General features: G+C 30.7%; 32 protein-coding genes and 1 tRNA gene. 20 read left to right on the top strand and 13 right to left on the bottom strand.

What is annotated here, in order from left to right:
• The first annotated feature begins 27 nt into the window (after positions 1–27).
• Positions 28–585 (top strand): shikimate kinase, encoded by a 558-nt coding sequence (locus tag HA148_RS00580; RefSeq protein WP_209129281.1) that lies wholly within the window; start codon positions 28–30, stop codon positions 583–585.
• On the opposite strand, the gene HA148_RS00585 is transcribed toward HA148_RS00580, so the two are convergent.
• Positions 582–839 carry a chlororespiratory reduction protein 7 gene (locus tag HA148_RS00585; protein ID WP_209129283.1) on the bottom strand — a complete coding sequence of 86 codons (258 nt, stop codon included), beginning with the start codon at positions 837–839 and terminating at the stop codon, positions 582–584. The two genes, HA148_RS00580 and HA148_RS00585, sit on opposite strands and share 4 nt — an antisense overlap.
• Before the next feature lies 1 nt (position 840).
• Here HA148_RS00585 and HA148_RS00590 point away from each other — a divergent pair, with 1 nt between their 5' ends.
• Positions 841–1,548, top strand: coding sequence for a DUF6816 family protein (locus HA148_RS00590; RefSeq protein WP_209129286.1), 708 nt, complete (start codon positions 841–843; stop codon positions 1,546–1,548).
• Here the strand turns inward: HA148_RS00590 and HA148_RS00595 are convergent.
• Positions 1,535–2,260, bottom strand: a complete 726-nt coding sequence (locus tag HA148_RS00595; RefSeq protein WP_209129287.1) for a glutathione S-transferase family protein — start codon at positions 2,258–2,260, stop codon at positions 1,535–1,537. The two genes, HA148_RS00590 and HA148_RS00595, sit on opposite strands and share 14 nt — an antisense overlap.
• A 54-nt stretch (positions 2,261–2,314) precedes the next feature.
• Here HA148_RS00595 and HA148_RS00600 point away from each other — a divergent pair, with 54 nt between their 5' ends.
• From HA148_RS00600 to HA148_RS00610, 3 genes are read left to right on the top strand one after another with little or no spacing between them, the layout of a single operon-like run.
• Positions 2,315–2,518, top strand: a complete 204-nt coding sequence (locus tag HA148_RS00600) for a DUF751 family protein (RefSeq protein ID WP_209129289.1) — start codon at positions 2,315–2,317, stop codon at positions 2,516–2,518.
• A gap of 5 nt (positions 2,519–2,523) precedes the next feature.
• On the top strand, positions 2,524–2,916 hold the full coding sequence (gene rbfA / locus HA148_RS00605) for a 30S ribosome-binding factor RbfA (protein ID WP_209129291.1): 393 nt from the start codon (positions 2,524–2,526) through the stop codon (positions 2,914–2,916).
• Positions 2,903–3,700 carry a uroporphyrinogen-III synthase gene (locus HA148_RS00610; protein ID WP_209130221.1) on the top strand — a complete coding sequence of 266 codons (798 nt, stop codon included), beginning with the start codon at positions 2,903–2,905 and terminating at the stop codon, positions 3,698–3,700. The genes rbfA and HA148_RS00610 overlap by 14 nt, the downstream gene beginning before the upstream one ends.
• On the opposite strand, the gene HA148_RS00615 is transcribed toward HA148_RS00610, so the two are convergent.
• Positions 3,693–4,163: an SRPBCC family protein gene (locus HA148_RS00615; protein ID WP_209129293.1), complete on the bottom strand. Its 471-nt coding sequence runs from the start codon at positions 4,161–4,163 to the stop codon at positions 3,693–3,695. The two genes, HA148_RS00610 and HA148_RS00615, sit on opposite strands and share 8 nt — an antisense overlap.
• A gap of 3 nt (positions 4,164–4,166) precedes the next feature.
• Positions 4,167–5,621, bottom strand: coding sequence for a 9,9'-di-cis-zeta-carotene desaturase (gene zds, locus HA148_RS00620; protein WP_209129295.1), 1,455 nt, complete (start codon positions 5,619–5,621; stop codon positions 4,167–4,169).
• A gap of 100 nt (positions 5,622–5,721) precedes the next feature.
• Between zds and HA148_RS00625 the strand changes: the two genes are divergently transcribed.
• Genes HA148_RS00625 through HA148_RS09540 form a run of 4 tightly spaced genes read left to right on the top strand, consistent with a single transcriptional unit; the run spans position 5,722 to position 8,015 of the window.
• Positions 5,722–6,114, top strand: coding sequence for a HesB/IscA family protein (locus HA148_RS00625; RefSeq protein WP_209129297.1), 393 nt, complete (start codon positions 5,722–5,724; stop codon positions 6,112–6,114).
• A gap of 6 nt (positions 6,115–6,120) precedes the next feature.
• Entirely contained in the window at positions 6,121–6,549 is a 429-nt protein-coding gene (locus HA148_RS00630; protein WP_025880236.1) for a tetratricopeptide repeat protein, read from the top strand.
• Between the two features lies 1 nt (position 6,550).
• Complete coding sequence (locus HA148_RS00635; RefSeq protein WP_209129299.1) at positions 6,551–7,753, top strand: lipid-A-disaccharide synthase-related protein; 1,203 nt, start codon at positions 6,551–6,553, stop codon at positions 7,751–7,753.
• The gene (locus HA148_RS09540; protein WP_245151969.1) at positions 7,746–8,015 is read left to right on the top strand and encodes a hypothetical protein; all 270 of its coding nucleotides are present in this window, start codon (positions 7,746–7,748) and stop codon (positions 8,013–8,015) included. The genes HA148_RS00635 and HA148_RS09540 overlap by 8 nt, the downstream gene beginning before the upstream one ends.
• Here the strand turns inward: HA148_RS09540 and HA148_RS00640 are convergent.
• Positions 7,966–8,892 (bottom strand): TIGR01777 family oxidoreductase, encoded by a 927-nt coding sequence (locus tag HA148_RS00640; protein WP_209129301.1) that lies wholly within the window; start codon positions 8,890–8,892, stop codon positions 7,966–7,968. The two genes, HA148_RS09540 and HA148_RS00640, sit on opposite strands and share 50 nt — an antisense overlap.
• 135 nt (positions 8,893–9,027) lie before the next feature.
• Here HA148_RS00640 and HA148_RS00645 point away from each other — a divergent pair, with 135 nt between their 5' ends.
• The gene (locus HA148_RS00645) at positions 9,028–9,264 is read left to right on the top strand and encodes an NAD(P)H-quinone oxidoreductase subunit O (protein ID WP_209129303.1); all 237 of its coding nucleotides are present in this window, start codon (positions 9,028–9,030) and stop codon (positions 9,262–9,264) included.
• A 9-nt stretch (positions 9,265–9,273) separates the two neighbouring features.
• On the opposite strand, the gene HA148_RS00650 is transcribed toward HA148_RS00645, so the two are convergent.
• On the bottom strand, positions 9,274–9,951 hold the full coding sequence (locus HA148_RS00650; RefSeq protein ID WP_209129305.1) for a DnaJ domain-containing protein: 678 nt from the start codon (positions 9,949–9,951) through the stop codon (positions 9,274–9,276).
• Positions 9,952–9,967: 16 nt separating this feature from the next.
• The gene (gene cysK / locus HA148_RS00655) at positions 9,968–10,936 is read right to left on the bottom strand and encodes a cysteine synthase A (RefSeq protein ID WP_209129308.1); all 969 of its coding nucleotides are present in this window, start codon (positions 10,934–10,936) and stop codon (positions 9,968–9,970) included.
• 152 nt (positions 10,937–11,088) lie between these two features.
• On the opposite strand from cysK, the gene HA148_RS00660 reads away from it, so the two are divergent.
• From HA148_RS00660 to HA148_RS00680, 5 genes are all read left to right on the top strand, one after another.
• Positions 11,089–11,361: a hypothetical protein gene (locus HA148_RS00660; protein ID WP_209129310.1), complete on the top strand. Its 273-nt coding sequence runs from the start codon at positions 11,089–11,091 to the stop codon at positions 11,359–11,361.
• An 8-nt stretch (positions 11,362–11,369) separates the two neighbouring features.
• A complete protein-coding gene (locus tag HA148_RS00665) occupies positions 11,370–12,044 on the top strand; it encodes an ABC transporter ATP-binding protein (RefSeq protein ID WP_209129312.1) in 675 nt (224 codons plus the stop codon).
• A gap of 49 nt (positions 12,045–12,093) precedes the next feature.
• A tRNA-Asn gene (locus HA148_RS00670) sits at positions 12,094–12,165 on the top strand.
• A gap of 293 nt (positions 12,166–12,458) precedes the next feature.
• The gene (locus HA148_RS00675) at positions 12,459–12,830 is read left to right on the top strand and encodes a hypothetical protein (RefSeq protein WP_209129314.1); all 372 of its coding nucleotides are present in this window, start codon (positions 12,459–12,461) and stop codon (positions 12,828–12,830) included.
• Positions 12,831–13,044: 214 nt separating this feature from the next.
• Positions 13,045–14,637 (top strand): MORN repeat-containing protein, encoded by a 1,593-nt coding sequence (locus HA148_RS00680; RefSeq protein ID WP_209129316.1) that lies wholly within the window; start codon positions 13,045–13,047, stop codon positions 14,635–14,637.
• Between the two features lie 335 nt (positions 14,638–14,972).
• Here the strand turns inward: HA148_RS00680 and HA148_RS00685 are convergent, their stop codons facing one another.
• Positions 14,973–15,263, bottom strand: a complete 291-nt coding sequence (locus HA148_RS00685) for a hypothetical protein (protein WP_209129318.1) — start codon at positions 15,261–15,263, stop codon at positions 14,973–14,975.
• Positions 15,264–15,743: 480 nt separating this feature from the next.
• Complete coding sequence (locus HA148_RS00690; protein WP_209129320.1) at positions 15,744–16,103, bottom strand: DUF7326 family protein; 360 nt, start codon at positions 16,101–16,103, stop codon at positions 15,744–15,746.
• A 395-nt stretch (positions 16,104–16,498) separates the two neighbouring features.
• Here HA148_RS00690 and HA148_RS00695 point away from each other — a divergent pair, with 395 nt between their 5' ends.
• Positions 16,499–17,281 (top strand): response regulator transcription factor, encoded by a 783-nt coding sequence (locus HA148_RS00695; RefSeq protein WP_209129322.1) that lies wholly within the window; start codon positions 16,499–16,501, stop codon positions 17,279–17,281.
• On the opposite strand, the gene HA148_RS00700 is transcribed toward HA148_RS00695, so the two are convergent.
• Genes HA148_RS00700 through HA148_RS00710 form a run of 3 tightly spaced genes read right to left on the bottom strand, consistent with a single transcriptional unit; the run spans position 17,278 to position 21,173 of the window.
• Positions 17,278–18,243, bottom strand: coding sequence for a DNA polymerase III subunit delta' (locus tag HA148_RS00700; RefSeq protein WP_209129324.1), 966 nt, complete (start codon positions 18,241–18,243; stop codon positions 17,278–17,280). The genes HA148_RS00695 and HA148_RS00700 overlap by 4 nt on opposite strands.
• On the bottom strand, positions 18,240–18,878 hold the full coding sequence (tmk, locus tag HA148_RS00705) for a dTMP kinase (protein WP_209129326.1): 639 nt from the start codon (positions 18,876–18,878) through the stop codon (positions 18,240–18,242). The genes HA148_RS00700 and tmk overlap by 4 nt, the downstream gene beginning before the upstream one ends.
• A complete protein-coding gene (locus HA148_RS00710) occupies positions 18,879–21,173 on the bottom strand; it encodes a heavy metal translocating P-type ATPase (RefSeq protein ID WP_209129328.1) in 2,295 nt (764 codons plus the stop codon).
• 123 nt (positions 21,174–21,296) lie between these two features.
• Here HA148_RS00710 and HA148_RS00715 point away from each other — a divergent pair, with 123 nt between their 5' ends.
• Positions 21,297–21,818 (top strand): photosystem I assembly protein Ycf3, encoded by a 522-nt coding sequence (locus HA148_RS00715; RefSeq protein WP_002805833.1) that lies wholly within the window; start codon positions 21,297–21,299, stop codon positions 21,816–21,818.
• 4 nt (positions 21,819–21,822) lie between these two features.
• On the opposite strand, the gene radA is transcribed toward HA148_RS00715, so the two are convergent.
• Entirely contained in the window at positions 21,823–23,175 is a 1,353-nt protein-coding gene (gene radA / locus HA148_RS00720; RefSeq protein ID WP_209129330.1) for a DNA repair protein RadA, read from the bottom strand.
• Positions 23,176–23,283: 108 nt separating this feature from the next.
• Here radA and rpaB point away from each other — a divergent pair, with 108 nt between their 5' ends.
• The 3 genes from rpaB to HA148_RS00735 are packed head-to-tail and all read left to right on the top strand — an operon-like array spanning position 23,284 to position 26,510.
• Positions 23,284–24,030, top strand: a complete 747-nt coding sequence (gene rpaB / locus HA148_RS00725) for a response regulator transcription factor RpaB (RefSeq protein ID WP_209129333.1) — start codon at positions 23,284–23,286, stop codon at positions 24,028–24,030.
• Positions 24,031–25,449: a phosphate acyltransferase PlsX gene (gene plsX / locus HA148_RS00730; RefSeq protein WP_209129335.1), complete on the top strand. Its 1,419-nt coding sequence runs from the start codon at positions 24,031–24,033 to the stop codon at positions 25,447–25,449.
• A 53-nt stretch (positions 25,450–25,502) separates the two neighbouring features.
• The gene (locus tag HA148_RS00735; protein WP_209129337.1) at positions 25,503–26,510 is read left to right on the top strand and encodes a beta-ketoacyl-ACP synthase III; all 1,008 of its coding nucleotides are present in this window, start codon (positions 25,503–25,505) and stop codon (positions 26,508–26,510) included.
• Positions 26,511–26,520: the final 10 nt, after the last annotated feature.

The following is a 26,520-nucleotide window of genomic DNA, read 5'->3' on the forward strand; positions in this document are numbered from 1 at the left end:
TAAGGTTTTAAATACGCTTTTGTCTTTATGGAACAATCCATTATCGAAAAAACACTTCATATTATTAAGGGCAGAAGCATATTTTTAATAGGAATGATGGGTTCTGGTAAGTCACAAACTGGTTTGAAGTTGGCTGAATTATTGAAGTATAAATACATTGATTTAGATTTATTAATAGAGAAGTTGGCAAAAAAATCTATCAATCAAATTTTTGATGATGAAGGAGAAGATAATTTCCGTGAATTAGAAGCAAACTGCCTTAAAGAAACTATCAAAATTCCTTCATTAGTAATCTCAACTGGGGGAGGAATAGTTACCAAATCGGAAAACTGGGGAATCTTAAGACAGGGAATAATTGCTTGGATAGATCTCGACAAAGATATAGCAATTGAAAGATTGAAAAATGAAATTGAAAATAGGCCACTACTTCAGGGAAAGAATCTAAATGATCTATATATGAGCATTTTTCAATCTAGAGAAAATTTGTATTCTCAAGCAGATTTAAGAATTAAAGTAAAAAAAGAAAATATTGAAGAAGTTGCTATGAAAGTAATTAATGCAATTCATAAAGAAATAATTAGTTAATCTGGTTCAATTCTTACTGCAAACCATTTGATAACGTATCCAAATTTTATTTCTAATTCATAAGTGCTTTCCAATAATTCTTCAAAAAATTCCTGATCACGATCTTCTATATTTTGATATATTGTTTGTGTTTCTGTCTTACTAAGCCAATTCTTCAACCATAAAATTGCTTCTTGCTTTGATACAATTTTTTCTTTTGAATCTGGCTCTAATAATACATAATGATCTGATGCTCTTATCAGTGGATTTGACATAATGAAAATTATTCTTGGATTAATTCTTTGCTTGATTTTTCAAGGAATTTTTTTAGAAAGTTCTTTTGCTCTAGTAGATTCTAACGTACGAGAGTTTTTAGAAAATCGTGTAAATCAATGGCCAGAATTATATTTGCCAGATTTTAAATTATCGGATACTTCTAAGGATTTAATTTATCCTAAATGGTTCGAGGGGAATTGGCTTGTTACTTCTCAAGATGAAGTGAATGATTCAGAAGAGCCAGTTACTTATAAAGTAAATTTCTTTAAGAATGATTCAGATTTAATTGTTGGTAATCGTGCAAAAAATTCTGAATCTATTGGAAAAGCAATATTTGGTGAAACCTTAATCAAGATTGTGAATGATCCCCAATCTATTAATAATCAAATTACTTATTTAAAAGATGATTTTTATATCGCTTCAAGAATTACAGGGAGAAATCAGATCCAAGATGATGATATTTTTTTCGCAGATGAGCTAGTTATACAAACAGCACATAGGCCAGGTGCTTCAAGGATTAATCAGGTAGAGACCATTAGTAAATTTCAAAAATGTTCTGAAGAAATATTAGAAGTTGATAATTCAATCAAACCATCAATTTGTGGAGTTCAATATGTTGCTTCTTATGGTTCAAAAGTTGGTGATCCTTATATTCATGCTATAAAAACAAATAAATATAAATTGAAGTTTGAATTTATTGAGAGTTAGCACTAAAAAGATATTCTTCTAAGTTGTTCCTCCAAATGAAAAGATTTTCTAAATAAGGGTTGTTTATGTATTCTTGGCTCCCCTCTCCTGAAAGAATTGGTCCTGCAGACTTTGGAAATTTAAGCAGGGATAATTGAGCAGCAATTGAAATATCTGCAATTGATAAACTATCTCCAACTAAATATTTCTTGTTGATCAAGGATTTTGATAAAGCTTCCAGTAATTTTTGGAGATCTAAATTATCTTTAGAAGACAAAACTACATTAGAAATTTTACTAAGATTTTCAAAAGGTAATTTATCAACAATACTTTTAATTGAAGAAGGTATTTCATCTGGAAGTAATGCAGTTCTTAGCTGTGGATTTTCTATTGCAGATTTTATTAAAGCTTTTCTACAAGTTGTAGCCATTGTAGTATCTGCCCAGTCTTCAATTAGTTTACATTGTGCAAATAATATTGGATCCTCCGGAAAGAGTGGATTGTTTTTATTTTTTTTATCTATATATTCACAAATAGTTGAAGAGTCATTAATAACTTGATCATTACTATCGACTATTAAAGGTACTTGTTTTTGACCTGATAATTTAAAGATTTCAAATTGGCCTATTCCAGGTGTTACTTCTTCAACTCGATATTGTAGTTTTTTTGCATGAAGAGCCATTCTTGTTTTTAAACAAAAAGCACTATGCCTAAATTGATATAATGTAATCATGCTGTTTAATGTTTGTTAAAACTTAGCTAAAAAAGTAATCTATTTGTGGAGCTGATGGGCGAATTTTTCTCTAATGTTGCGAGATATCCAAAGTATTTGATATCTATCATTATTGGGGGACTTGTTGCTTTGCTTGAACCTTTATTCAAGAATAGATCAAATCCACTCACAATAGTAGGTTTGATATCTTCTGTCTTAAGTGCTTTCATAACTGTTTATTTTGTCTTGCAAGCGATGACAAACCCAATAAATTTATAACCATAATGCCAAATAATTACCGTCTTGCAAAAGTTTCTTCTCTTTTGAAGAAAGAAATAACCCTTATTTTGCAGAATGATTTAGAAAATGATCTTATTAGAGATCATTTCGTCAATATTTCTAAGATTGATTTATCAGGTGATTTGCAACACTGTAAAATTTACATAACTTCAACTGCTGAAGAGAAAGTGAGGAAAGAGATTGTGGAAAAATTGAATACTGCTAAAAGCTCTATAAGGCATTTTTTAGGAAAAAGAATTGAGATGAGAAGAGTTCCAGAGATAATTTTTAAAGACGATGTTGTTCTTGATAAAGGATTATCAGTCTTGAAACTTCTCGATGAATTAAAAAATAAAAATCAAAATACTAATGTTGAGGACAAGGATGCCAAAAGTTGATCTACCCCTTGATCAAAGAAATATAATTATTACTCGATCAAAAGAAGGGATATTGGATATAAAAAAGATTTTCACAAGCAAGGGTGCCAATGTATTTGATTTGCCTGCAATAAGTATTGGTGATCCTGATGATTTGAATCCTCTTGACGAAGCATTAAATCAAATAAATGATTTTCATTGGATTATTTTTTCCAGTAGTAATGGCATCAAATTTGTGGATAAAAGACTTAGATACTTTAATAGTTCATTAAAAGAATGTTCTAAAAAAACAAAAATCGCCGTAGTCGGAGAAAAAACCTCAAAAACTCTTGATGATTTTGGGATTAAGGCTGATTTCATACCTCCAGAATTTGTTGCTGAAAGTTTAATTGATAATTTCCCAGTATCTGGTTATGGACTTCGAGTTTTTGTACCAAGAGTTCAAACAGGTGGGAGGGATTTAATTGCAGATCAATTTAGAAAGGCTGGTTCTCGTGTATTTGAGGTTGCTGCATATGAAACTAGATGTCCTGAATCAATTCCGGAAGAAACAATTGATATTATTTCTAATCGAAAAGTCGATGCAATTATTTTCTCGAGCGGTAAAACTGTAGTAAATGCTGCTTTTTTACTAGAAAAAAAACTTGGTAAACAATGGTTAGAATATTTTGATCAAATTAAGTTATTAACTATTGGACCTCAGACAACAAAAAGATGTAACAAGATTTTTGGAAGAGTTGATAGTCAGGCACAAAAATATACTTTTGAAGGACTACTAGATTTAGCAATTAATATTTTTAGTTAGAAAAATTTTTTGTATAGTTCTTTTCGACTAAATCTTTGAACCTATCAATATTGGCCTGTAATTCGTTTGTAACCATTTTGCCTAAAATATTTTCTTCCATAAACCGAGCAATCATTTTTGGTAGTTCATAAGTTATGGCTAAATTGACCATTGTGATTTGATCAGTTTTACTTTCGAAAACTACTGATCCCTCAGTTGGTAATCCTCCTATTGATTTCCATTTAAGTTTGCTTTTTTCAACCCTTTCTGTAATTTGAGCTTTCCATTTAAACCTAAAGCCATTTGCAGCTAAAGTCCATTCTGTTAAATCTGGTAACGTATTAGTCTCTTCGTCAACTGTTTTTACAGATTCAATCCAGCTCATCCAAAGTGACATTGAGTCTAAATCGCTCCATGTATCCCATACATTTTCTAGAGGCGCATTAACAACTGTTATTACGTCATGTTTTAGCCAAGTACCCATGAATTAACTTACTGCAAGATTTTTTGCTAATTCGGCTTTCTTCTCTAAAATTGCCGCAGCAGCTAAATGACCACTCATTGTAGCTCCTTCCATAGAGTCTATATAATCTTGTTTTGTATAACTACCAGCCATGAAGAAATTAGATATGGATGTTTTTTGATCAGGTCTGAAAGGTTCCATACCGGGAGCTTCTCTGTAGAGTGATTGTGGAATTTGTACCACATTACTCCAAAGCAATTTAAGGTTTTTTGAGGATGGGAATAGACGGCGAACCTCTTTATCTATTTCTTTTGTAATTCTTTCTGTGGATCTTCCCATCCATCTATCGCCAGGAGTTAAAACACATTGGAGAAGCGATCCCATATCTTTTTTTCTATAGTCTGCTGGACTTGCTAGTGCTAAATCAGCAAAACAACTGAAAGAGGCATCAGCAGAATAAAGAAGGTTATCTAGTCCAATTGGTTTGTTTCCAGTATTATCTTTTTGTAATTCAGTAACCCAACCGTCATATCTTAATTGGATTGTGGCAACAGCTACAGCTCTAAGTTTTTTTAAACCTTCAAATTCTTTAAATTGATACCATTCTTTTGGAATTATTTTTTTTATTCCAGGAACATCACAGGCAGCTAGAAATTTATCTGCAAACACTGCCTTAATTCCTTCAGGAGAAGATATTTTTAATTGATTTACTGAATAAGATGAAGATTCCTTTTCATAAATGATTTCCTCAACTTTGTGGTTAAGATGTATTTTTGCTCCTTTGTTTGTGATGTAGTCGATAATAGGTTGAGTTAACCACTTATGTGGAGAACCTTTTAAAAGATTAAGTTTTGAGGCTTCTGTTTTTGAAGCAAACATCATAAATATAGTTAGCATGCATCTTGCTGAAATATCTTTGCAATTAATAAAACCTAAAGCATATGCGATAGGATCCCACATTCTTTCTAAACTTTTTTCACTTCCACCATGGTTTAAAAACCATTCTTTAAAACTAATTTTATCTAGATCTCTAATTATTTTCATTGCGCCTTCATAGTCTATCAATCCTCTAACTATTGGGCTTGTTCCTAAAGCTAAGGCATTTCTGAACTTATCTAACCAAGTAAGTTGTTCGGTGGTAAAAAAAGCTTTTAGTCCATTAAATGGAGCACCTAATGGGAATCTGAAGTCTAAAGATTTTAAATTGCCACCATTATTGATAAATAGATGAGTATGATCTTTTGGGAGTAAATTGTCTAAAGCTCCCACTTTTTTCATTAATTTAAAGAGATTTGCATAATTGTAAAAAAATACATGTAAACCCATTTCTATGTGGTTTCCATCCTTATCTTCCCAACTTCCGACTTTACCTCCCCAAAATGACCTGCTCTCGTAAATTTCTACTTCATGACCTTCATCAACTAAATTGACTGCTGCTGTAAGACCAGCTAATCCAGAACCAACTATTGCAATTTTCACTTTTTCTTAAAATTATAACAAATCAAGTTTGGATAATGTTTGTTCTATGCATCCTATCGATAAAGTTTTTATATTATAAATAGTGGAAATCCCTTTGTTTATGGAAAATGTAGAAGCTAAACAGGAAATTAAAAATTCTGATGATGGCAAAGGTATCTTAATTACGAATGATGCTATAGAACAAATTTCAAATTTATTGAATGGTCAAAGTGATAAAAAAGCATTAAGGGTAGGAGTAAGATCAGGCGGTTGTAGTGGGATGAGTTATACGATGGATTTTATAGGAACTAATGAAATAAATCCCGATGATAAAGTTTATTATTATTCATTAAAAGCTGATCAAAGCTTTCAAGTAGTTTGTGATCCTAAAAGTCTCTTATATATTTATGGAATGCAATTAGATTTTAGTAAGGAATTAATTGGCGGTGGCTTTAATTTTGTAAATCCAAATGCTTCTCAAACTTGCGGTTGTGGAAGCTCCTTTGCAGTTTAATAGATAATGAATAACGAAATTAATCCCATCGAAGAGGATTTTAATGCAGCTCTATCAAGATATAAAGCAGGGCAAGATTTAATCCCAATTGTTCAAGATTTTCAAAAAATCATACAGCAAATTCCAAATCATTTTGCTGCCTGGACTTGTTTATCATGGCTTCAATTACTTTTGAAAAATAATGAAGAAGCTTTGTCAGCTGCCAGACAAGCTGTTCGATTAAATCAGCAAGATCCACAAGCAAGAATGAATTTGTCTTTAGCTCTTTTGGCTACCAATAATAAAGGTGTTAGGGATCATATTGAGTTAATAAAAAAAATGTCTATGATGATGCCAGATGTGAAAAGTGAGTTAAAAGAATCTGTTGAAGACGGATTAAGTAGATATCCAGATTGGCCTGAGTTAACCAAAGTAAAAAAATGGTTGGAATTTTAAATTGTTTAAAATTTTAATATTAAGTAATGGGCATGGTGAAGATTTATCTGGCAGTCTAATAGCAAAGCAATTCGTAAAAAGTGGTTATTCTGTTCATGCTTTGCCAATTGTTGGTATCGGAAACCATTACGAAAAAGAAAAAATTAAGATTATCGGTAAAACTAAAGAATTTAGTACTGGAGGAATTGGCTATAATTCCTTTAAGGGGAGAATCACTGAGATATTAGGAGGAGAAATATTTTATCTTCTAAAAAGATTATATTTAACTTTTAAATTAAGAAAAAAATATGATTATTTTTTTGTAGTTGGAGATATTGTGCCAGTTTTTTTTGCATGGATTTGCAAGAAAGATTTTTTTACATATCTAGTTGCTTATTCCAGTCATTATGAAGGGAAGTTAAAATTACCATGGCCTTCTAAATTTTTCTTGCTCTCACAAAAAGCAAAAAAAATATATACAAGAGATTCCCTTACAGCTATTGATTTAACTTTGCAATTAAAAAAGAAAGTGTCTTTTTTAGGCAATCCATTTATGGATAAGTTTCTTCCTATAAAAAAAGAATTAAATAAAGCTGAATTTAGTATTGGATTATTTCCAGGAAGTAGATTCCCTGAGATTTTAGATAATTTTGTTTTGATTTTAGAGGTATTAGAGGCATTGTCAGATTTAAGATATTTTCAAAAAATTAAGTTTAATTTTGCAATAGTTAATGCTCTATCTCCTTTAAAAATAAAGGAGATATTTAAAAAAAGAGGATGGTTAAAACTAGAAAAAATTAAAGATAATAATCTTTTGAAATTCCAATATAAATTTTTAGAAGTGAATATACATTGGAATAATTTTGATAAAATATTATTGAAAAGTAGTTTCTGTATCAGCATGGCAGGAACAGCAGCAGAGCAAGCGATTGGATTAGGAAAACCAGTTATTCAGATTGAAGGTAAAGGTCCACAATTTACAAAAAATTTTGCAGAAGCCCAAAGACGTTTGCTAGGAAAATATGTTTTTTGTGCCACTCAATATAAAGATAAGAATGATCAAATAAATCAGACTATTAAATTGATCATAAAAATAATATACCTCATGCAGCTAAATAAGAAGTTTATGATCTCATGTATTGAAAATGCCAAAAAAAGACTGGGTGAAAACAAAGCTTGTCTTAAAATGGTTGATGATATGGATATTGTTATAAAAAATGACTAAGGATAATAATCAAAATAAGTTAAAACAAATTATCGATAATTTGTTATTAATAAATTTATTTACAGTCATTTTTTTTGCAATATTTTTTATTTTTGCAATCATCATGCAATTAAATGGCATATTTATTTTTATTAATATTATTCAGATAGTTTGGAATCCTCTTATAGTTCCGTTGATAACAATTCTTATAATTGGCGCCTTAGTAAATGGGATTAATTCTTGGTGGAGGCGTAAATTGCTTTCTCAAGAAGAGGATATTTAAAATCATAATTTTTGAGTTTGCTGCTTATTACTTTTTGTCCTTCTAATACAACTTTTGCTCCGTCTCCTAATAATATTTTTAAAACCGCTCCAGGCACTGGAAGTAAATTAGGTCTATTCAGACATTTGCCTAAAGTCTGAGAAAAGTCTCTCATTAATACTGGATTTGGTGCAACAGCATTAAATACTCCTGAATACTTTTTATCAACTAATGCTCGAGTAATTAATGCACATAAATCACTTCTATGAATCCAACTCATCCATTGCTTACCATCTCCAATTGGTCCACCTAATCCTACTTTGAATATAGGGAGCATTTTTCCTAATGCTCCTCCATCTGCTTCTAGAACAATTCCAATTCTAAAAATAACTAACCTTGAAAAAAATGGTTTTTCAGCAGCGACTAATTCCCATTTTTTGCAAAGATTAGCTAAAAAGTCTTTTCCTCCAATACTATTTTCATTGAATTCACCAGAAATACTTGTACCGTAATAACCTATTGCTGATCCATTTATGATTACTTTTGGATTGATTTTAAAATTTTTAAGAGTCTTCATCATAAATTTAGTGGTGTTAATACGACTATTTTCAATCTCCTGTTTTTGTTCAGAAGTCCATTTTTTTTCTGCTATTGGTTCTCCCATCAAATTAATAATTCCATCTGTCTCTCTTAAAATATTTAGAAGATTTTCGTTATTCCAGTTTTTTTCTTTTGATAAATCTATTTGAAAAAATTTAAACTTATTGAAATCTAAATCAATCTTTAATTTACTTATGGGTTTTCTACTTACAATGTATATTTCGTGATTTTCATTGAGTAGTGTTGGTGCTAATTCTTTACCAACAAATCCTGTACAGCCGAGTAGTAAAAGACGCATATTATATAGATGTTTATCATTTAAGGCTATTAAATTTTTTAAACGTTTGTAATTATTATTCCCGTATAAATTTTTTTAAATATTTTCAAACAAGTTTTTGTATAATAAATTTCAAATAACTTTGTTGAATTTATTATGACAGATTCTATTCAAAAGAAACCTTTAAAGAAAGGAAGCTTAGTTTTTGTCGATAGAGATCATTATATAAAAAGTATTGAAGCGCTTGCTAGTGATAAGGATCTACCTAATTATGTTTTTGAAGGTCCTGGAGAGATTCTTTCAGTCAAAGACGAATATGCTCAAGTTCGATGGCGCAGACCTGTTCCAGATGTTTGGTTGAAATTAGATCAACTTGAAGAATATACTCAATAAAATTTATATTTAAAAGTTTTTATTTTTTTTCTCTGTAGACATCCTTGATTGGATTCTTTTTGCTTCTTTGATCATTTCTTTACCATCAAATAAGTAATTATCAACGTAACCTTGTGTGTATCTATCAAATTCTGATAGTGCATCTTTAACTTGTGAAAAACAATGATAAAGATCGAGGCCTAAAGCTGAAGTAGACTTTGGAATTAATTTTTTGTTATAAATTTTTTCAACTTTTTCTATTTTCTTTTGTGAAAGGGTTATATAAATGCAAAAATTTTTCATTAGTTGGTCATCATATGGATCTGCAGATAGTTCTTTTATTTCGTTGTTCAAAGGTTTAATTATTTGACTAATTAATTTATTGATCGGAGTGTAAATTTCTTTAATCCATGTTTCAACTTCTTTGTCTTTAATTGAAGAATTATATTTTTTTTGATTAAATTTTTCTTCCCAATTTTCATTTAATGAATCAAATGATGAACTGGAAGATAAAAAACTGCTATCATATTGTTTTTTTTTAATAGGGTCATTTAGAATTTCCCAGGCATTTTGTATTGCAAGAAAACGTTCTTTCTTGCCTCCTGCATCAGGATGATGTTGCTTAACTAAAGAGCGATATGAAGATTTAATTTCACTTCTGCTTGCATTTTTTTTGACACCTAATTCTTGATATAAATTTTTCTCCATTTTTATAAATTATGCATTAAAGATAACCATCTTTTCTGGCTTGAATTGAGGTATTCGATTCAAACATTGCTGTAGATAAATATCTTTCTCCAAAACTTGGAAGAATAACTATTAATCTTTTATTCATTAGTTCTTTTCTATTACCAATTTTTATAGTTGCTGCTAAAGCTGCACCGCTGCTGATGCCAGACAAAAGACCTTCCAATCGAGCTAATAAACGCCCATAATAAAATGCTTCATCGTCATCTATTTTTATAATTTCATCAATTAATTTAGTATCAAGTACTTTCGGTACGAAACCTGCTCCTATCCCTTGAATCGAATGAGATCCTGGTTTATCTCCGGAAATTACAGCACTTTTTTTTGGCTCTACAGCATAAATTTTGCAATTTGGATTAACTTTTTTCAAAAAACGTGCACAACCAGTTATTGTTCCTCCAGTACCTACTCCTGTAACTAGGCCATCTAAATTGTTATTAGATTGGGACCATATTTCTTGAGCTGTTGTTCTTTCATGAATATCTGGATTAGCAAAGTTTTCAAACTGATTAAATTGATAGCTACATGAAATGGTTGAAGACAACTCATTAGCTAAATCTAAAGCTCCTTTCATTCCGTCTTTTCCTGGCGTAAGCTGTAATTCAGCTCCATATGCTCTTAACATTGCCCTTCTCTCAATACTCATCGTATCTGGCATAGTTAATATCAATTTATAGCCTTTTGCTGCAGCAACCATTGCTAATGCGATGCCAGTATTCCCACTTGTTGCTTCAATTAATGTTGTTTTATCAGGTGTTATCAATCCTTTTTCTTCAGCTTTACTTAACATTGAATAAGCTATGCGATCTTTAACGGACGCTGATGGATTAAAACTTTCTAGTTTGGCTATTATTTCTGGATAACAATCAAAATGTTTTCTGATCCGATTTAATTTAACTAATGGGGTATTTCCAACTAGAGAAGTTATATCATTTGCTATTTCCATGAAATGATTTTTTTAAAATGCAAAATAAAATCTCCTATATTCATGATAATTGTATTTAAAGGTCTTTATATAATTTTCTCAAAAGAATTTAATTAAAATTACTACCTGCGTAAAAATATTTATTATTATAAGAGTTAGTTTTTATAATAATTATGTATTCGTTGGAATTAAGTCTGAGGTATTCACCTTTTCCACTTTCAATTCAGAAGAAAGAATTGGATGATGTTAAACGAATTTATGATGAAATAAAAAGTTCTATGAATGAATCTTTAGAATCTTCAAAATTGATCGAATTAAGGTGTGACAAAGTGCAAGATAAATTAATTGCTGTAAGAGTTAAAGAAATCATTTCTGTTCAGATATATGAAAAATCTTCAGTAGCAGGGGGAGCTAAAAGACCAGGATTTTCTCTTAACATTGATTGATAGAATTAATGCGAGATTCACTTGAAAATGAAATACCTCATATTAAATTCAAAGATGTTTCTTTTTCATATCCTGAAAAAAAAGAAAATTTAATTTTTAAATGTAACTTCTCAATAAAAAAACCTGGATTCTGGATGGTCGTAGGTAAAAACGGAAGTGGGAAAAGTACTCTTTTAAAATTAATTAATGGAATAATTAAACCCAATAATGGTTCAATTGACTCTAATGCAAATATTGGTATGGTGTTTCAGAATCCTGATCATCAGATATTGATGCCTAATTGCAGGAGTGAACTTCTGATAAATATAAATCAAAATATAAGTCACAATGAAATTAATAAAAAAATCGAATATGTACTTGATCAGGTGGGAATGATTGGTTTTGAAAAAAGGCCAGTCCATACTTTGAGTGGTGGACAAAAACAACGCTTAACTATCGCATGCGCTCTGATAAGTGATAAAAATTTTATTCTTTTAGATGAGCCTACTGCGTTACTTGATCAAACTAGCCAATTAAAAGTTTTACAAACTATTAAAAATCTTACAAGTGATCATAAAAAACCTTTATCAGCTTTGTGGATTACTCATCGATATGAAGAATTAACTTATGCTGATGCAGTAGCAGAGTTGAAAAATGGTTTTTTATCTAGCTGGCAAGAACCATCAAAATTTCAATATAATTAAATTTTGTACTTGTCATAAGGTACTTCAAAGAGCTAAATTCATCTTATATTCCTCGGTAGCTCAGCGGTAGAGCGATCGACTGTTAATCGATTGGTCGCAGGTTCGAATCCCGCCCGGGGAGTCTTATAACTCGAAATAACCAAGCAAAGAGATCTTTAGGTCTCTTTTTTATTGCAATTAAAAGTAAATTAAGAAATTAAATGATTCATAGCGGCTTAAATTTACTTCTGGTTATCAAAAATGTTCGCTAAATGTTCGCTATTCAGGAAATAAATGTTCGCTACGGTATAAAAAGATCGCTAAGTTATTCAGATTATTTGGTTGTATGCGATTCTCATAATTGAAATCATATCTATCCTTAGGACTTGAACACTTATTATCTTATAATTATCTTCTTTAAGATAGTTAAGGTTGATGCCTAAGAAAAAGAAAAATAAAAAAAAGAATAAATACTCCTCAGATTCCTTAACTATATTGGGGTCAATTTTCTTATTGGCTGGTGGAGGAATATTGATTTATGTTGTTGGTGTCTTGATACATTTTGGTATAAGCTTCGCTTTATTTAAATTTGATGCAAATTCCTGCAATAAGGGAGAAGAATCAAAGTGCGATAAATTGTTAAATTACGACATGAGTTACGACATTTTATATAACAATGCAGAATCAGTTACTAATCCTTACTTTAAGAAAATTTATGATGAGTACCAAACCAATGAGGAGAAAGCAAGTGAGTGCCTACTTGAGTTAATCGGAGGACAAGATTTATCAGAAGATTGTATTAAATAAATGGGTAAATTTAATAGATAGTAATAACAAAAAAAGCTTATTTATATCATCAACAATTTCTGAACTTTATATAGCTAAAAAAGCAACAATGAAGAAATTAAAGAAATTTTTTCAAATGGAAAGGTTTGATGTTATTTAAAAATTATTTAATTAACCTTAGAATTGTACAAAATTATTTTAAAATTTTTACTAATTCATAAGCTTTACTTTACTTATGAAATTAATAAGAAATATAGTTTTCTCATTTGGCGCATTATCATTTATTGCCTTAGGGATTGGAGATTATGTATATGCTAATTTAAAAGAAAACTATAAAAAGAAATCATCTTGTAGTTATGAGAATGCTCAATTTGAGATGGTATATAAAGAAAATACATTTTTAGATGGTCAAATTAGAAAAAAAGGTATTTACAGATATTGCATTACTAAAGATAAAAAAATATTTGAATTCATTCATGATAAAAGTAAAGATTCATTTGTGATCGAAGAAAACTTTATAGGTTTTTTAAAGAAAGAAGCAATTTACTATACTGACTACTCTCAGAAAAGAATTGGTCAGTGGGAAATTGAAAAAAATAAGCTTATTAAATATGATTGCAAATCAGAAAGCAGAGTCAAAATTTGCGCAGATGATATAAAAAGAATCGCCGTCGCTGATGGAAGAAACCCACTCTTGCGAATTATTCAAAGAATTAATGCAAATTTTATTAAAAATGGAATATCAGGGGGAAAAATTTCTTATGTTTTTGATAATGGAGATAGTTATCAGGGAGATTGGAAAAGAAGTAAAGCAAACGGTAAGGGTACTCATATTTCACGAGACGGTTATGAAAAATATATTGGAAATTGGGTAGATGGGAAGAGAAATGGAAAAGGAACTTTAACAACGTACAATTTCAGTACAAAAAAATATGATGGGACAAAAAAATATGAAGGAGATTGGTTAAATGATAAAAAGCATGGAGAAGGAACTTTTATTACGGCAAAGGGGGATAAATATATAGGAAAGTGGGAAAATGATAAATTAATCGGTCGAGTAAATGTAATCTGGGCTAATGGAGATAAATTTTCAGGAGATTGGGTAGATGGGAAGAGGACTAAAGGAACTTTTATTTGGGCAAATGGAAGCAAATATGTAGGGAGTTGGACAAATGATGAGAGGACTGGTAAAGGAACTTTTATTTGGGTAAATGGAAGCAAATATATTGGAGATTGGGTAGATGATAAAAGGACTGGTAAAGGTATTATTATTTGGGCAAATGGGAAAAAATACGAAGGAGATTGGGTAGATGATAAAAGGACTGGTAAAGGAATACTTTATTTTAAAAATGGAAAAAAAGATTATGAAGGAAATTGGGTAAATAATAGTAAGGAAGGCAAAGGTATTGAGTATTATCTAAATGGGAAAATTCAATTTGAAGGTGATTACGTTGATAATCAGAAGAGCTATGGAACTTTGTTTAATTTAAATGGAAGCAAATATGTAGGAAGTTTCAGCGAATGGGGTATTTATAATGGAAAAGGAACTCTTATATGGGCTAATGGGGACAAATATGAAGGGGATTTTTTATATGGTAAAAGACATGGCGTAGGAACTTATATTTGGGCGAATGGAAGAAAATATATTGGAAATTGGGTAGATGGGAAGAGAAATGGAAATGGAACTTATATATATGATAATGGGGACAAATATATTGGAAATTGGGTAGATAGTAAAAGACATGGCGTGGGAACTTATATTTGGGCGAATGGAGATACGCGTAAAGGAAAATATTCAAATGATTCTTTCCTTTACGAAATAAAGTAAAACTTTATTTTTCCTCAAGCAAGATTAAATTTTTATGAGATTGCTTCCTAATGTTTAGGATAGATAAGGATTTTATAGCTTGAATTTCAGGGGTTGCTAACACAAAAAAATGTGTGTTCAATGTGCGCAAAATTCCCCTAAATTTTCAAAAAAAGTTCATAAAACTTCCCATTTCTACTGTTTATATTCCAACTCTGCGACCGCCCAGGGAGTTTTTTAATTCGGAATAAACAAGCAAAGAGATCTTAGAGTTTATTTTTTTGATTGTAATTAAAAGTAAACCGAGAAAAACACACATCATAATTCATCAACTATTCCTGAAATTAGAAACTTTTTCATTTTTCTGCTTTTGATACTACTGAAGTTTTTTTGCAAACATTTACTTTAAAAACTTCTATTAATGGAGAATAGTGAATTAACTTCACTTCAGCTTCACAATTGTTTTTAAATTTTAAAAAAGAAAATTGATATAAACCTCTATTTTCTATATCAACTTTGTTTTTTTCCATGATTAATTCAATAACCTCTGAATATTTTTCATCATATTCAGTTATAACTTCAGGGGTTGAATTTACAGAAGGGCTTAAAAATAAAAAGAAAGAACTTAAAAAATAAATTTTCTTCATTATTCCTCAATTTCCTTTATAACAATATTAATTTGTTCGCTAAATGTTCGCTATGCATCAATTAGTTCTCGGCATAACTAGGCACATGTAGGCATATCAAGGCATCTGATTTATTAATTAAGTCCCGCCCGGGGAGTTTATAAAATTCAAAAAGTTATCCAAAGTCACCCTAAAAAGGTGACTTTTTTATTTCTTTGAATTCTTTTTGTCAAATAGTGGTTCGCAGAAGATATAATCAAGTAAATTTAATTTATTTTTAATAACAGTATATAGAACATTAATAATATTTAAATTATATATCACAAACAACCAAATTAAAATTAAAAAATTGTTTTTTTAAGAACAGTAATTAGAACATTTAATAAAATCTTCACATTAGGAAAAAAAAGTTCTTTGATTGTTTTATTTTTTTTAATTAATTAATTAATTAATACATATTTTTGTTTGTATCGTTTGAATTACTGCACTAATCAGGCAATTCTAGTCATCCCACATATCCTTTTTCTCTTGATCGAAATTATTCCTTTCAAGTAATTCTATTCTTTGTTTCTGAGAATCTATTTCTGGTTCAATTACGTTTTTATCGTCAATGAATTTTGTTTGTATTTGTGAGATAATTATTTCAAATTCTTCTCCAAAAAAATCTGATATTTCTCTCCATGCCTCCATTTCTTCTTCTTTGCCAATAGTATCGTTTATTTGATGAGAAATAATTTCTAGTACATATTGTTTAAGTTCTTGATGACTCATCGATTCAACTTTTTTTTTAATGTAAAGTTCTTTAAGACTTTCTAGTTGTTTTTTTGATAAATCAGAATAGATAATTGGCTTCTTTTTCATAAATCATAAATACTTAAGTTTTTAATATAGACAAAATTATTGGTTTAAACATTCTGGAGAAATTAAACTAAGTTAATTCCTATTTGACAACTAAAAACATCATTTAACTTAATTTTTATATAATTTAAATGGCAATCTGGATTAGTTTTTCTTTCAAATTTAACCATTATTTGTTTCTGAAATTCTTTAATTATTAAGAAAAAGTAAATAGAATCGAAAGAAATTCTAAAATTTCGACTTTATAAAAATTTGCGATTTCTTTCTAATCCATTGTTATTACAAAGTTATTTAGTAAATCTAATTGATAAAATTGTTTACACTAATTCAGCAATCTTTATAAATTCTTGAGAGAATCGTAATACGAAAACTTAATTTTAATTTAATAGTTGATAAATATGAAAATTTCAATCCTTCTAATTGAAGACGATCGTGATATGCGTGATTTGGTGTCTAGGCATTTAGAACATTCTGGGTTCGATGTCCAAAAAGCTGAAGATGGAATTAAAGGTCAAGCGTTAGCTCTTCAATATTCACCAGATTTAATACTTTTAGATTTAATGCTACCAAGTGTTGATGGATTAACTTTATGCCAGCGATTAAGAAGAGATGAAAGGACATCAAATATACCAATTTTAATGATAACTGCTTTAGGCGGTCTTAAAGATAAAGTTACTGGCTTTAATTCTGGAGCAGATGACTATATTACTAAACCATTCGATTTAGAAGAATTACATGTACGCATAAAAGCTTTATTAAGAAGAACTAGCAGAGCGCAATTAAATTCAAGTAATCAGCAAGAAATATTAAATTATGGCCCTTTAACCCTTGTTCCTGAAAGATTTGAAGCTATATGGTTTGAATCTCCTGTTAGATTAACACATCTTGAATTTGAACTCCTTCATTGTCTTTTGCAAAGGCATGGTCAAACTGTATCGCCAGCATTAATTCTTAAAGAAGTATGGGGATATGAACCTGATGATGATATTGAGACAATAAGAGTTCATATTAGACACTTACGTACTAAACTTGAACCCGATCCACGTAAACCTATTTATATAAAAACTGTATACGGTGCTGGATATTGCCTTGAGTTACCTATTGGTTCTCAAGTGGAAACTGCTAGGCAAGAGTTTATTCAAGCAAGAAATCCTAACTTGATAAATTCTGCAGTAGATTAATTTTTTATAACTTCCATAGAAATTTTTAAAAAAGTAATTTCCCAAGCCAACCTTGGTTGAATGTTTTTTCTTAAGAGGTATTTTAATTTTTCAAGCTTTTTAACTAAACCTATATTTTTTGTTTTTCTCCACCAAATTGTTTGAATTAAATTTACTAAAAAAATCTGTTGAAAAATTTCTAATTTTTCAGATATTGATTTAGATATTTCTAATATTTCCAGACTATTTTTAATTGGAGAATCCAATTTACTCATAATTTCATCTGAAAATTCATTCCAAATTTCAATATTTTTCAATAATTGTTTTGGAGATCCATTTGCAGAGTTTATCAAATCTTCAAATTTTATTTTTGTACTTCTATTTAATTTAGAAGTATCTAAATATTCTTTCAAAATAGATTCTATTTGTTTACCAGAAAAAGATCGAAATCTGATGATTTGACATCTTGAGATGATCGTATCTAAGAGAAGGTTCAATTTAGATGTCAGCAAAATAAAAATGCCGTTACTAGGCTCTTCTAGTGTTTTTAAAAGGCAATTTGAGGCTGCTTCGTTTAAGAGGTGTGCATCAATAATTAAAACAATTTTTTTTTCTGAGTTTATTGATTTTTGACTAAGAAAAGTTTTGATATTACGTATTTGAGCAATTTTAATAATCTCAGATCCACTTTTTAACGTTTTCTCATGATCGGAACTTCCTGAACTTTTTGTTGCCAAAAAAGAATCAGGTTCAATAGTTAAAAAATCAGGATGGTTATTGTTTGTAATGCTGTCTTCAACATTTTCGCTTGGTGACTGTTTGAAAATCTCTTTTATAAATTGAAGAGCAGTTTGCTTTTTTCCTACACCTTCAGGCCCATAAAATATATAACCATTAGCAAATAATTTGTTTTTTATTATGTTGTTAAGACAAGTATTAACTTCTTCATTCAAGAAAAAATTATTTTTTTTAACCTCAATCATCTGTTATTAGAAAAATTGTTTAGCAAAGTCTCTTTAATTTGATTAGAAATAGTTTTAATATTTTGTGAAGCAGATATTACTTTCCAGTTTTTTTGTTTGGCAATTAGTTTGAAGCCTTCATTTACTTTTTCTAAAAATCTAATACCTTCTGATTCTATTCTGTCTGGAATTTGATTTTTTCTTCGGAACATGCTCTCTTCTGGAGAAATTTCTAGGAAGAAAGTGAGGTCAGGAGATTCTCCCTGACATACAATAGATTCAATATTTTTAATTATTTCTAAATTTATATTTCTTCCATAACCTTGATAAGCCAGGGTGGAATCTGAAAATCTATCACTTATCACCCAATCATTTTTATTTAAAGCAGGTGAAATAATTTTGGAAACGTGTTCAGCTCTATCTGCTGAATAAAGCAATAATTCCGCGAGAGATGAAGGCTTGTTATTTTTATTATTATCAAGAATCAGTCCTCTAAGTTTTTTTCCTAAAAGACTGCCTCCCGGCTCTCTAGTTGTGATTAATTTGGACCCCTTCTTAATTAGACCACTATTAGGTAGCCATTTAGACAGTTCATCTATTTGAGTAGTTTTACCACATCCATCAATACCCTCAATAACGATAAATTTTCCTTTCATTTAATCCAAAGATAAAGCATTAATTACAACTGTAATAGAGCTAATAGCCATCAATAATGCTGCAATTGAGGGAGTAAGAAGAATACCGTATTTAGGGAATAAAATGCCAGCGGCTAAAGGTATAGCTAGTAAGTTGTAACCAAAAGCCCATATTAGATTTTGTTTTATTTTTCTTATAGTTTTTTTTGCAAGATTAAAGGCGTAGGGTAATCCATTTAGTTGATCTCCCATCAATACTACATCTGCATTTGACTTGGCTATTTGAGTCCCTGATCCCACAGCAATTCCTAAGTCTGAGGATGCTAAGGCTGGGACATCATTAATACCATCACCAATCATTGCTACCTTACTGTTAATTTTTAAACTTTCTATAGTATTTAGCTTCATGTCAGGAAGAAGATCCCATTTTACTTCTGATTCTTTACAACCAATTTTTTTTGCTAAAGCTAAAACTGTTTGTTTTCTATCTCCACTTAAAATATTAATTTTAAATTTGTTTTCTCTTAAATTTTGAACAGTTTTAATTGAATCATCTCTGAGTAAATCCCCTAGAAAGATAAAGCCTAATAACTTATCTTTGATACTTACACCAACGATAGTGTACGTTTTTGTCTCTTCATTTTCAATTACTTTTTTTGCCTCACTATCAATAATTATTCCTTTACTTAGTAGCCATTCAATATTTCCAATATTAATAAGTCCATCAATTGACTCTAGTTCTCCAGAAATACCTCGACCTGAATGAGTGAAAATTTTTTTTATTGGAAATAAACTTAAATTTTGTTTTTTTGCCTCTTGCATTAAGGCATCTGCGATTGGATGCCTGCTTTCCTTTTCTAAACTGGCAGCTATTCTTAATAAAAATGAATGATCATCATTATTTTTATAATCAACAATGAAAGGTTTACCTTTTGTTAAAGTACCTGTCTTGTCAAAAATAATGTGATTAATTTTTGAAGCCATCTCTATTTTATCCCCGCCTTTAAATAAAACCCCTTTTTTTGCTGCTTTACCTGATGCGACAGTGATTACAGTTGGGGTGGCTAAACCTAATGCACAAGGACAAGCTATTACTAAAACAGCAATTGACAATTGAATGGCTAAGCTAAGGAAATTCTCAGCATTACTACCAAGCGAACTATGAAGTGTGTGGCTTGATTGAGTGATGAAATTATGATTATGACTTAATAAATCTGGCCAAATGTTTCTTGCTCCCTGCCACCAAAAGAAGAAAGTTAGAGTAGCAAAAAAAAGTACAAAGTAAGTGAATTTGCCTGCAATTTCATCAGCAATTCTTTGAATGCGAGGTTTCCTAGCGTTTACAGACTCTATAAGATTTACTAGTTTTGCAAGAGAAGAATCGCCTCCGACCTTTTGTACTTTAAGTCTTAGAGTTGAATTAAGATTTAAAGACCCACAAGATAGATTGTCACCTCCTTTTACCTCGATAGGTTTGGATTCTCCAGTAATATGTGAAACATCAACATATGAATTACCTTGGGTAACAACGCAGTCAGCAGGTACTCTATCTCCTGCTAAAACTTGAATCTCTTGATTAGGTCTTAAAGTATTTACTCTTATTAATTTTATTTGATTATCTTCTGTGTAGATATTTGCCATTTCAGGTTGAAGATCTAATAACTCTCCAATAGATGAACCAGTTTGGTATCTTGCTCTTTCCTCTAAGAAACGCCCAATTAATATAAAGCCTAATAACATAACTGGTTCATTAAAAAAACAAGGAAAACCAGTGGCAGGAAATATTAAGGATAGAAGACTCGTTGAATATGCGCTCATCACTCCAAGAGCTACTAAGGAATCCATATCCGGACGGTTCTTAAAAAATGATTTAAATCCATTAATAATTATTCCTCTGCCAGGGAATAATAGAGCCGATGTTGCTAATGAAGCGTGAAAAAATATATTACCTAATATTGGAAAATTTATATATCTTCCTTCTGCTAAATGACCTAAACCTGAAAATAATAAAAGTAATAAAGCAAAAGTTAGTTTTTTCCATTGATTATTCCACTTCTTTTTTTTTTCTAATTCTGCCTTATTTATTTTTTTTGAAAAATCATTTGTGTAAATCTTTGATGGGAATCCATTCTCTTTAAGATTTTTGAGAACTGTTTCTATTTCTATATGTTTCTGGGTAATTTCAAAATATGCACTTTCAGTTAGTAAGTTAACAGAAACATTTTCAATACCATCAGAATTATTTAATATTTTTTCAACAGTACTAACACAACCTCCGCACTTCATTCCTGTAATGTTTAATTGAATGCTTTCCATATTTTTCACTGTTGAATCAAATTCTAATGCTTAACCTTTTTTTTAACTATAATAATAAATGTAATATACTTTTTAAATAGTTATTTTTTAAATTACTATATTAATTTTATTAGTTTTAGAGCGGTGCCAAGTAATCAAAATAGAGACAATTTTATCGATAAAGCTTTTACTGTAATTGCTGAATCTATAGTAAAAATAATGCCTATTGCAGAGAAAGAAAAAAAAGCATATATCTATTACAGAGATGGCCTAGCAGCACAAAATAATGGAGATTATTCAGAAGCATTAGAATATTACAAAGAGAGTTTACTACTTGAAGAAAATAAAATTGATAGGGGTGAGACTTTAAAAAATATGGCAATAATATATATGAGTAATGGTGAAGAGGATCTGTCTATTGAAACTTATGAAAAAGCATTAGTAGAAAATCCTAAACAGCCATCATGCCTTAAAAATATAGGTTTGATTTATGAAAAAAGGGGAAGATATGCTGAGCAAAATGGTGATTTAGATCAAAGAGACATTTGGTTTGATAAGGCTGCTGAAGTCTGGTCTAAAGCAGTGAGACTATATCCAGGTGGTTATCTAGATATTGAGAATTGGTTGAAAAACTCCGGAAGAAGTTCAATCGATATGTATCTCTAATTTTTTAATCTGATAAGGAATAGTCAACTGCTTCTTTAATATTTGATATTTCTTTGATATTTATTAAATTTTGAAAATTATTATTTAGGTCCTCCTCAAGTTTTGGCACTACTATATTTTTTATCCCCAGTCTTACAGCTTCTTCTATCTTTGCTCGAAGGTTATTTGATTTTCTAACCTGACCGCTCAAACCCAATTCTCCAATAAATGAGCTACTTGCCAAAGGAGGGATATTTTTCAAACTTGATAAAATTGATATTGCTACACCTAAGTCAGATGATGGATCATTAATCTCAAAACCCCCACCAGTAGCTATATAACAATCAAATTCAGATAATTTTATCCCTACGTGTTTTTCAATAACAGCTAGAATTTGATGTAATCTATTTATGTTTATTCCAGTTGTAGTACGTCTTGGGTTACTGTAGAAAGTTTTATTTACAAGTGCTTGTATATCAACTGCTAATGGTCGAGTGCCTTCATTTGTAATCGTAGTTGTTACACCTGCAATATTTTCTTTATTTGTAAAAATTGAACTTGGGTTTTTTATCTCTCTTAAGCCCTCTTCACGCATTTCAAAAATTCCAATTTCAAAAGTTGATCCAAATCGATTTTTTATACTTCTCAGTAATCTATGTGAGGAGATATTATCTCCTTCAAAGTTTATTACTGTATCAACTAAATGCTCTAGAGTTTTAGGACCAGCTAAAACACCATCTTTGGTTACATGACCAATTATTAAAAGCGCAATATTTTTGTCTTTGGCGAGATTTTGCAATTCAGATGAGCATGCTCTAACTTGAGAAACAGATCCTGGCGAACTTTCCATCTCATGATTATGGATAGCTTGAATACTATCAATAATTGCGAAACTTGGATTTACCTGTTTGATCTCCTCAATTATTAGGGATAAATTAGTTTCTGCAAAAATTTTTAAATCAATACTGTTTTGATTTAATCTTTCCCATCTAATTTTTACTTGTTCTAAAGATTCTTCTGCAGTTATGTATAAAACTTTCTCATTGAGAGATATTTTTCCTGCTGATTGAAGAACTATTGTGCTTTTACCTATACCTGGTTCTCCTCCAAGTAAAACAACAGATCCAGGTACTATTCCACCTCCGAGAACTCGATCAAATTCCCTAAAACCACTTGTAAATCTTGATATTTTTTTTGATGAAATTTCATTAAACGGTATAGATTTTTTATTATTTGCTATTTCTTGATATTTAGATCTCTTGCTTTTAATTTCTTCTATAATAGAGTTCCATGAGTTGCAATTTAGGCATTTCCCAAAGTATTGAGAAGTTTTAGTCCCACAGTTTTGACAAATAAAAGTTGACAATTTGCTAGACATTTAGTTTTTTTAATAAAGTAATGGAACTAGAATGTTTGGGATATTGCCCCTCTACAAGTTAGATTAGACTAATAATTAATTCTCTTACTGATTAGCTAATAGAAACAAATGGCTCTATCTAGTCAAACTAAAGAAACAATCCTTGTCGCAGATGACGAGGCAAGTATCAGAAGAATTCTGGAGACGCGTCTCTCCATGATTGGCTACAAAGTTGTCACTGCATGTGATGGTAAAGAAGCACTAAAGTTATTTAAAGATTATGAGCCTGATTTAGTCGTACTCGACGTCATGATGCCAAAGTTAGACGGTTATGGAGTTTGTCAGGAATTAAGGAAAGACTCTGATGTACCAATTGTCATGTTAACTGCATTAGGAGATGTAGCAGATAGGATAACAGGCTTAGAATTAGGGGCTGATGATTATGTCGTGAAACCATTTAGTCCAAAGGAATTAGAAGCTAGAATTAGGTGCGTTCTAAGAAGAATTGATAAAGAACAAATTCCTGGAATGCCTAATTCAGGATTAATTTTGGTTACTGATATAAAAATTGATACAAATCGAAGACAAGTCTTTAAAAGTGATGAGAGAATTAGATTGACTGGAATGGAATTTAGTCTCTTAGAACTTTTGGTAAGTAGGTCAGGAGAGCCATTTAGTAGAGGAGAGATTTTAAAAGAAGTTTGGGGATACACACCCGAGAGACATGTAGATACTAGAGTAGTTGATGTTCACATATCTCGATTAAGATCGAAATTAGAGGCTGATCCGGCAAATCCTGAATTGATATTAACAGCAAGGGGCACAGGATATCTTTTTCAAAGGATTGTTGATATTACACCTTTTGATGGTAAGTAAATGGGCAAAGAAACTGTACATAAAATTAACAAGCCCAGAGCTATTAGAAGATTAGTAATTTGGTATAAAAGAAACTCGGCTGTAACTTCAATAGTAGATACTGCTACTAGTTCTGCAGTTACAGCTAGTAACGTCGCGGGTAATGTAGTTTCAGGTGCTGGGTCTGTCGTAAGTACAGCTAGTAATGTTGCCAGTAATGTTGCAGGTAATGTTGCGGGTAATGTAGTCTCAAGCGCTGAATCTGTTGTTAATACCGCTAGTAGTGTTGTTTCAAATGCTAGTTCAATAGCTAAAAATAAATTACAGCCATTAGTTTTTGATCCATTTAAAAGATTGCAAAACAACGATAATGTTTTAGATAAGGAAGAAGAATCTCAATCTAAAAGGATTTGGATTGCAGTTGATGGAATGGGTGGAGATTATGCGCCTGGGCCAATATTAGAAGGTTGCCTTGAAGCAATTAGCAGATTTCCAATAAATATAAAGTTTGTTGGCAAAATTGAAAAAGTCAAAAATGCTGCAGAAAAAAATGATTTAGCAGAATTAGTTGAAAAAGAAATAGAAAATAATCGTCTCGAATTAATTGATAGTGGAGATCCTATAGGAATGAATGAAGAGGCTACTGCGGTTAGAAAAAGGAAAAATGCAACTATAAATGTTGCGATGGATTTAGTAAGAAATAATAAAGCTCAAGCTGTTTATTCAGCTGGCAATTCTGGTGCAATGATGGCTTCTGCCATATTTAGAATTGGTAGGTTGAAAGGGATTGATAGACCTGCAATAGGTGCATTATTTCCTACAAGGGATCAAACTCGTCCTGTCTTAGTCTTAGATGTTGGCGCAAATACCGATTGTAAACCCTCTTATCTGCATCAGTTTGCTCTTCTAGGTAATATTTATGCAAAAGATGTTTTGCAAGTAAAAAAACCAAGAATTGGTCTCTTAAATATAGGCGAAGAGGAATGTAAAGGTAATGATTTATCCTTAAAAACATTTGAATTACTATCTAATGAAAAAAGTTTTGATTTTAAGGGAAATTGTGAAGGTCGTGATGTTTTATCAGGTAATTTTGACGTAGTAGTGTGTGACGGGTTTACTGGAAATATATTATTAAAATTTCTTGAGTCTGTGGGAGGCGTTTTATTAGATATTTTGAGAGCTGAGCTTCCAAGAGGAAGACGGGGTAAAGTTGGTTCAGCTTTTTTAAGAAGTAATTTACTCAGAATTAAAAAAAGGTTAGATCATGCCGAGCATGGTGGTGCCTTATTACTCGGAGTCAATGGTATTTGCGTGATCGGTCACGGTAGCAGTAAGTCCTTATCGGTAGTAAGCGCTCTTCGTTTGGCTCACTCGGCAGTGAATCATAATGTGATGGAAAATTTAAATCAACTTCAAAAGCTTCAAGTTTTAAATTCATAAAACATATTGCGACAAATTTATGTTTGACTTATATAAGTAACTAAAAAATTCTTTTGGAAGGAATAAAGTTTAACCAAATTGGAGTCTCATTTAAAGGGAGTGGCAGTTATGTACCCGATCAAATACTAACCAATCAAAAAATTAGTCAAAAGGTAGATACAAATGATGAATGGATAAAGTCTAGGACTGGCATTTCTGAGAGAAGAATTTCTAGCTCTGAAGATGGTGTGACTGAAATGGGTTATGAGGCTGCACTATCTGCGATTGAAATGGCTGATTGGGATATTAAAACTATTGATTTGATTGTTTTAGCTACTTCTACTCCAAATGATTTGTTTGGTTCGGCGCCCTCTATTCAAGCCAAGTTAGGAGCCCATAATGCTGTAGCTTTTGATTTAACTGCAGCATGTAGTGGTTTTTTATTCGCCTTAATAACAGCCTCACAATTTTTAAAAGGGGGTAGTTTTAGAAGGGCTATAGTTATAGGAGCAGATCAACTATCAAGTTTTGTTGATTGGAATGATAGAAGAAGTTGCATTTTATTTGGAGATGGTGCAGGTGCATTAGCAATTGAAGCCACCAATGAATTTGATAGTTTTATTGGTTTTGACATGAGAACTGATGGGGAAAGGGGTTCTTTTCTTAATCTTCCATCAAAAAATAATATGGATTCAATAATTGATAACGTTAATTTTTTAAGTGGAGGTTTTTCGCCAATTCAAATGAATGGTCAGGAAGTTTATAAATTTGCAGTTAGAGAAGTTCCAATCATTCTTGAAAAGTTGTTTAGAAAAATGAAATATAGTTCTGATGAAGTTGATTGGCTTGTATTGCATCAAGCTAATAAAAGAATTTTGGATTCTGTAGGAGATAGGTTAAAAATTCCTAAAGAAAAAATTCTTAGCAATTTAGAAAAATATGGTAATACTTCAGCAGCAACAATTCCGCTAATGATGGATGAGGCTATTAGAAACAATAGAATTAAACAAAATGATATTATTGCTACAAGTGGTTTTGGTGCTGGCCTAAGTTGGGGTGCAGCCCTCATTAAATGGGTTTAAAAACTAAATA

The sequence above is a fragment of the Prochlorococcus marinus XMU1405 genome (assembly GCF_017696275.1).
GTDB classification, from domain to species: domain Bacteria; phylum Cyanobacteriota; class Cyanobacteriia; order PCC-6307; family Cyanobiaceae; genus Prochlorococcus_A; species Prochlorococcus_A marinus_AB.

Coding starts and splice junctions, on each gene's coding strand:
- HA148_RS00580 (WP_209129281.1), top strand. CDS start 28: ATGGAACAATCCATTATCGAAAAAACACTTCATATTATTAAGGGCAGA.
- HA148_RS00585 (WP_209129283.1), bottom strand. CDS start 839: ATGTCAAATCCACTGATAAGAGCATCAGATCATTATGTATTATTAGAG.
- HA148_RS00590 (WP_209129286.1), top strand. CDS start 841: ATGAAAATTATTCTTGGATTAATTCTTTGCTTGATTTTTCAAGGAATT.
- HA148_RS00595 (WP_209129287.1), bottom strand. CDS start 2,260: ATGATTACATTATATCAATTTAGGCATAGTGCTTTTTGTTTAAAAACA.
- HA148_RS00600 (WP_209129289.1), top strand. CDS start 2,315: ATGGGCGAATTTTTCTCTAATGTTGCGAGATATCCAAAGTATTTGATA.
- rbfA (WP_209129291.1), top strand. CDS start 2,524: ATGCCAAATAATTACCGTCTTGCAAAAGTTTCTTCTCTTTTGAAGAAA.
- HA148_RS00610 (WP_209130221.1), top strand. CDS start 2,903: ATGCCAAAAGTTGATCTACCCCTTGATCAAAGAAATATAATTATTACT.
- HA148_RS00615 (WP_209129293.1), bottom strand. CDS start 4,163: ATGGGTACTTGGCTAAAACATGACGTAATAACAGTTGTTAATGCGCCT.
- HA148_RS00625 (WP_209129297.1), top strand. CDS start 5,722: ATGGAAAATGTAGAAGCTAAACAGGAAATTAAAAATTCTGATGATGGC.
- HA148_RS00630 (WP_025880236.1), top strand. CDS start 6,121: ATGAATAACGAAATTAATCCCATCGAAGAGGATTTTAATGCAGCTCTA.
- HA148_RS09540 (WP_245151969.1), top strand. CDS start 7,746: ATGACTAAGGATAATAATCAAAATAAGTTAAAACAAATTATCGATAAT.
- HA148_RS00640 (WP_209129301.1), bottom strand. CDS start 8,892: ATGCGTCTTTTACTACTCGGCTGTACAGGATTTGTTGGTAAAGAATTA.
- HA148_RS00645 (WP_209129303.1), top strand. CDS start 9,028: ATGACAGATTCTATTCAAAAGAAACCTTTAAAGAAAGGAAGCTTAGTT.
- HA148_RS00650 (WP_209129305.1), bottom strand. CDS start 9,951: ATGGAGAAAAATTTATATCAAGAATTAGGTGTCAAAAAAAATGCAAGC.
- cysK (WP_209129308.1), bottom strand. CDS start 10,936: ATGGAAATAGCAAATGATATAACTTCTCTAGTTGGAAATACCCCATTA.
- HA148_RS00660 (WP_209129310.1), top strand. CDS start 11,089: ATGTATTCGTTGGAATTAAGTCTGAGGTATTCACCTTTTCCACTTTCA.
- HA148_RS00665 (WP_209129312.1), top strand. CDS start 11,370: ATGCGAGATTCACTTGAAAATGAAATACCTCATATTAAATTCAAAGAT.
- HA148_RS00675 (WP_209129314.1), top strand. CDS start 12,459: ATGCCTAAGAAAAAGAAAAATAAAAAAAAGAATAAATACTCCTCAGAT.
- HA148_RS00680 (WP_209129316.1), top strand. CDS start 13,045: ATGAAATTAATAAGAAATATAGTTTTCTCATTTGGCGCATTATCATTT.
- HA148_RS00685 (WP_209129318.1), bottom strand. CDS start 15,263: ATGAAGAAAATTTATTTTTTAAGTTCTTTCTTTTTATTTTTAAGCCCT.
- HA148_RS00690 (WP_209129320.1), bottom strand. CDS start 16,103: ATGAAAAAGAAGCCAATTATCTATTCTGATTTATCAAAAAAACAACTA.
- HA148_RS00695 (WP_209129322.1), top strand. CDS start 16,499: ATGAAAATTTCAATCCTTCTAATTGAAGACGATCGTGATATGCGTGAT.
- HA148_RS00700 (WP_209129324.1), bottom strand. CDS start 18,243: ATGATTGAGGTTAAAAAAAATAATTTTTTCTTGAATGAAGAAGTTAAT.
- tmk (WP_209129326.1), bottom strand. CDS start 18,878: ATGAAAGGAAAATTTATCGTTATTGAGGGTATTGATGGATGTGGTAAA.
- HA148_RS00710 (WP_209129328.1), bottom strand. CDS start 21,173: ATGGAAAGCATTCAATTAAACATTACAGGAATGAAGTGCGGAGGTTGT.
- radA (WP_209129330.1), bottom strand. CDS start 23,175: ATGTCTAGCAAATTGTCAACTTTTATTTGTCAAAACTGTGGGACTAAA.
- rpaB (WP_209129333.1), top strand. CDS start 23,284: ATGGCTCTATCTAGTCAAACTAAAGAAACAATCCTTGTCGCAGATGAC.
- plsX (WP_209129335.1), top strand. CDS start 24,031: ATGGGCAAAGAAACTGTACATAAAATTAACAAGCCCAGAGCTATTAGA.